2 protein-coding genes and 1 pseudogene are annotated in these 2,905 nt (G+C 43.1%); all 3 read left to right on the top strand.

From position 1 onward, the window contains the following. The coding region (locus tag VNZ46_RS00595) for a SusD/RagB family nutrient-binding outer membrane lipoprotein (protein WP_325558122.1) at positions 1 to 1,470 on the top strand (1,470 nt) is incomplete at its 5' end. A 54-nt stretch (positions 1,471 to 1,524) separates the two neighbouring features. Further along, positions 1,525 to 2,049, top strand: coding sequence for a DUF1735 domain-containing protein (locus VNZ46_RS00590; protein ID WP_325558121.1), 525 nt, complete (start codon positions 1,525 to 1,527; stop codon positions 2,047 to 2,049). Continuing rightward, a pseudogene (locus tag VNZ46_RS00585) lies at positions 2,046 to 2,905 on the top strand (glycoside hydrolase family 92 protein); the annotation flags it as partial. The gene VNZ46_RS00590 and the pseudogene VNZ46_RS00585, both read left to right, overlap by 4 nt.

Genomic DNA, 2,905 nt, shown 5'->3' with positions numbered 1-2,905 from the left:
TGTGTATTAAGTGCTTGCTCTAAAGATTATTTAGATATCAACAAAAATCCCAATAAACCGTCCAATGTAACGCCGGGACTGGTGTTGACCAATGCCTTGAATTCAACGGCGACCAGTACGACAGGTTCTACCGAGTTCTATGCCTTTTCTGCGGCATGGATCGGATATTGGAATTTTAGCGGGGCTGTGGCAGCCTTTGCAGAAGAACGGAGTTATCAGTTTACCAGCAATTATGGACCTCTGGTAAATATGTGGAATAACCTGTACCACAATCTGGAAGACTATGATTATGTGGGGAGGAAGGGACTGGAGTTAAAGAACCCATTTTATGTGGCAGTTTCTAAAACGATGAAGGCTTATGATTTTCAGAACCTGGTGGATATTTATAACAACGTGCCTTACAGTGAGGCCCTGAAATCGACTGCTGTGATCAGACCAGCTTACGATAAAGCCCAGGATATTTACGAAGACCTGGCCAAACAACTGGATACGGCGGCCAGTCTATTTAAAGCGAATATTGGAAAGGTCAGCACAAATGACGGGAACTTTGACATCATGTATAAAGGAGATGCCATGAAATGGGGACGCTTTGCAAATACTTTGAAACTGAGGTTATTGTTGCGCCAGTCAGAAATGCCTGGAAGGGCTGGCTATATCAACAGCGAAATTGCAAAGATCAATGCGAATGGCATGGGGTATATCGGTATGGAAAAAGATGGGGGCGCTTTTGTGAATCCAGGTTATACCAATTCTGACGGAAAACAAAATCCGTTTTGGAAGAACTTTGGCTATTCTCCTGCGAATGCACCTGTAGACAATCACCGCTATTATATTGCCAGTGAGTATGCCATCAACTTTTATCAGAACAATCATGATCCCAGACTAGGCAAGTTGTATACTACACTCAATGACGGAAAAGGAACAACTTATTCCGGCAGTCGTTTTGGACCTACCGCAACTTCTCCCGCTGATGATCCGATCAACAGGTCTTCTATAGGAAGAGGTTTGTTAAAAGGTGCTGATATGCCGCAGCCTTTATTCACCAATTTTGAAAGTTTATTTCTTCAGGCAGAGGCTGCTCAAAGGGGTTATATTGCAGGCAGTGCACGTGGATTCTATGAACAGGCGGTAACGCAGAACTTTAGTTACCTGGGCGCAGATGGTGTAACCGCTTATCTGGCACAAAGTGACATCAGCAATTGGGATTTGGCCACAGACAAACTCAAACTGATCATTACACAGAAATGGGCAGCAATGAACGGGATCAATGATATGGAATCCTGGGCAGATTTCAGAAGGCTGAACATCCCTGCAGATATTCCCGTTTCTGATAATCCCGCGGCTACAACCCGTAAAATTCCGGTGCGAATGCTGTATCCGCAAAGCGAATACAATTACAATCCCGACAATGTATTGGCGCAAGGTCAGATCAGTCAGTTCACTTCCAGGATTTTTTGGGATGTTAATTAAATAAGATTAATAAAGCGTTTAAATGTTTTTTAACAGATGACAAAATTTATTCCAATGAAAAGAATATCCACTTATATCGCTGCAATTGTTCTGGCAGGAAGTTTATCTTCTTGTTTAAAAGACAATTCCCAGCCTGATTTTACACAAAACAAACCAGTTATTGAACTTCCTGTGGGCTCTTCTGCAGGAAATGGTGCCGGTAATTCTATTGCTGCGTCCTTTACTATTTCAGAAATACCTTCTGATTACTTTATCTATGTTAATTATGCGGCACCAGAGGCAAATACAGCTGATGTAGTGGTGACATTGACGGTGGACGCGGCTGCCCTGACAAAATTCAATAGCGTGAACGGGAAAAATTATACGATGATACCTTCTAACGGTTACAGTTTGGCGTCTAATAAAATTACCATTCCAGCAGGGCAGAGAAAAGTGAAGTTTCCAATAAAGATCAATACCCTAAATCTGGACCCTACCAAAACCTACGCCCTGCCAATTACAATTACTGATGGTGGAGGTTATACCATAAGCGGTAACTTTGGTACACTGATCTCTGTCATTACCCTTAAACAATCATGATAAAAAACACACTGTTTGTTGCTGGTCTGCTTTTAAGTGCCAGCCTTTACGCACAACAAAAAGAGGTAAAACTGACCAGTTATGTGAATCCATTTATTGGTACCGGAGCAGTGGATAAGAACAGCCTTTCGGGCAGTAATTTTCCCGGGGCTACAACACCCTTTGGTTTTGTTCAGCTGAGTCCGGATACACAGGATAACCCGGATAATCCAGCTTCAGGCTATGACTACAATGATAAAACCATTGTAGGTTTTAGTCATACCCACTTGAGTGGGACAGGTGTAGCTGATTTATTTGATATCTTGATGATGCCGACCACCGGAGAGATCCGTTCTGCAGCAGGAGATGAAAAAATACAGGGGAGCGGTTTCCGCTCCCGTTTTTCACACCAGAAGGAATCGGCCAGACCAGGTTATTACCAGGTTAAACTGCAGGATTACGGTATAAATGCAGAGTTGACCTCTACGGAACATGTAGGGATGCACCGTTATACTTTTCCAAAAACAGAGCAGGCCCATGTGATCCTGGATCTGGACCATTCCATGGACAAGAAACGTCCTTACTGGTCCTGCAAAATAATTGGAGCAGAGATCAGAGTTGTAGACAATAAAACTATAGAGGGATACCGGATCCTGACTGGCTGGGCAAAATTAAGGAAGGTTTATTTCCATGCGGAATTCTCCCAGCCTATGGTAAACTCAGTCTTGTTTAATGGCAGGAAGGGATATGAACATGCTGCAGTGCAGAATGGAAGCAGTATCAAAGCGGCCTTAAACTTTGATGCCAGAGTTAAAAACGAACTTTTGGTTAAGGTTGCCCTATCCCCCGTAAGTATAGAGAACGCACGGGAAAATAT

This window comes from Pedobacter sp. (genome assembly GCF_035566355.1).
In the GTDB taxonomy this organism is placed as follows: domain Bacteria; phylum Bacteroidota; class Bacteroidia; order Sphingobacteriales; family Sphingobacteriaceae; genus Pedobacter.
This window is presented reverse-complemented; position numbering and strand designations above follow the sequence as displayed.

Excerpts from the sequence above, each read along its gene's own strand:
- VNZ46_RS00590 (WP_325558121.1), top strand. The coding sequence starts at position 1,525 with ATGAAAAGAATATCCACTTATATCGCTGCAATTGTTCTGGCAGGAAGT.